This is a genomic window from Stenotrophomonas sp. STEN087 (genome assembly GCF_056759115.1).
In genome coordinates this window covers 1-2,118 of record NZ_JBRRCR010000165.1, presented here as the reverse complement: position 1 = coordinate 2,118, position 2,118 = coordinate 1, and the positions used below count along the sequence as shown (strand labels likewise).

General features: G+C 72.4%; 2 protein-coding genes. Both read left to right on the top strand.

From position 1 onward, the window contains the following. Positions 1-272: 272 nt before the first annotated feature. Positions 273-725, top strand: a complete 453-nt coding sequence (locus ACVOK1_RS20440) for a SufE family protein (protein ID WP_108769379.1) — start codon at positions 273-275, stop codon at positions 723-725. Then, complete coding sequence (locus tag ACVOK1_RS20435) at positions 722-1,969, top strand: MFS transporter (RefSeq protein WP_256644571.1); 1,248 nt, start codon at positions 722-724, stop codon at positions 1,967-1,969. The genes ACVOK1_RS20440 and ACVOK1_RS20435 overlap by 4 nt, the downstream gene beginning before the upstream one ends. Positions 1,970-2,118: the final 149 nt, after the last annotated feature.

The window sequence follows — 2,118 nt, the reverse complement described above, 5'->3', positions numbered from 1 at the left end:
GGCGCGTCTCCCCCGCGCCCCCCCGCGGCCCCCGCGGCCGCCCCCCCCCCCCCCCCCCGCCGCCCGCCCCCCCCGGGCCGGGTGCGGGGCTGGGCGCGGCGCGCGCCCGCCCCCCCCCCGCCCCCCCCCGCCCCGGCGGGCGCGGCGGCGGGCCCCCGCCGCCCCGCGCGCCCCCCCCCCCCGGCGGGGGGCGGGGGGGGGGCCCCCCGCCCCCCCCCCCCCCCCGCCGCGGGCGGGGCGCCCCCCCCCCCGCCCCCACTGTAGAGACCGTTGTGACCGACTCCCCGTTCCCGCTTGAACCCACCGCCGCCGAAGCCCAGGCCGCCATCGCCGAGGAATTCGCGTTCTTCGGCGACTGGTCCGAGCGCTACCAGTACCTGATCGACCTTGGCCGCAAGCTGCCGGCCTTCCCCGACGCATGGAAGACCGAAGAACACCGCCTGCTCGGCTGCCAGTCGATGGTCTGGATCGTGCCCGAGGGCAACGCGCAGTCGCTGCGCTTCCACGCCATCAGCGATTCGGCCATCGTCTCCGGCCTGATCTTCCTGGCCCTGCGCGTGTATTCCGGGCGCTCGGCGCAGGAGATCCTGGACACTGAACCGAGCTACATCCAGGACATCGGCCTGGCCCGCCACCTGTCGCCCACCCGCAGCAACGGCGTGGCGGCCATGCTGGCCTTCATCCGCGAGACCGCGCAGGCCCAGCTGCAGCGCGAACAGCCGTGACCGCGGCCGCCACCGGAGACGAAGGCGCGCTGGCCCTGCTGGGCCGGCCGGGCTTTGCCAAGCTGCTGGCCTACCGCATCTTCGCGATGCTGTCCTACCAGGTGGTGGCCGTCACCGTCGGCTGGCACATCTACGAAGTCACCCGCAATCCGTTCTCGCTGGGCCTGGTCGGCCTGGCCGAGGTACTGCCGTTCTTCTGCGTGGCGCCGTTTGCCGGCTACCTGGTCGACCACCTGCCGCGGCGTCGGCTGGGTATGGTCGCCTGCGCCGGCCTGGTCGCCACCGCGGTGGTGCTGACCGGCGTGGCCACCGGCTGGCTGCCGTTCCAGGGCGTGTGGCCGATCTATGCCGCCATCGCGCTGACCGGCATGGTCCGCGCCTTCCTGTCGCCCATCTACAACGCGCTGTTTGCCCGCGTGCTGGAGCGCAACCAGTTCGCCCGCGGCGCCGGCCTGGGCAGCGTGGTGTTCCAGTCGGGCATGGTGGTCGGCCCGGCGCTGGGCGGCATCCTGGTCGGCTGGGGCGGCAAGGGCCTGTCCTATGGCGTGGCCACCGCCTTCGCGGTAGTGGCGATGGGCTGCCTGGCCACGCTGAAGGTGAGCGAACCGGTGCACGACGGCCCGGCCGCACCGATCTTCAAGAGCATCGCCGAGGGCGCCCGCTTCGTCGTCGGCAACCGCATCATGGTCGGCGCGATGGCGCTGGACATGTTCTCCGTACTGCTGGGCGGCGTGGTGGCGATGCTGCCGGCCTTCCTGCAGGAGATCCTGCACTACGGCCCCGAGGGCCTGGGCATCCTGCGCGCGGCACCGGCGCTGGGCTCGATCGCGGTCGGCCTGTGGCTGGCCCGCCACCCGCTGCAGAAGAACGCTGGCCGCGTGCTGCTGTTCGCCGTGGCCGGTTTCGGCCTGTGCGTGGTCAGCTTCGGCCTGTCCCAGCACTTCTGGCTGTCGGCGCTGATCCTGCTGTTCTACGGGGCCTTCGACGGCGTCTCGGTGGTGGTGCGGTCGACCATCCTGCAGCTGGCCACGCCGGAGGAGATGCGCGGGCGGGTGTCGTCCATCAACGGCATCTTCATCAGCTCGTCCAACGAGCTGGGCGCGTTCTATGCGGGCACGATGGCAAAATTGCTGGGCCTGGTGCCGGCGGTGGTGCTGGGCGGGTTCGCGGTGCTGAGCGTGGCCGGGATCACGGCGTGGAAGAACCCGACGCTGCGGAAGTTGAACCTGCGCGACCTGCAATGATTCCGACGGCGCCGCGGCTTTCTGACGATCATGCCGGCGCCGCGGCTTTCTGTAGAGTCGGGGGGGGGGGCGCAAGGGGGTTTAAAAACACAACGCACAAGAAGGGGGCGGCAAAAAACCCCCCCCGCCGCGAGAGGCGCGACAAAAAA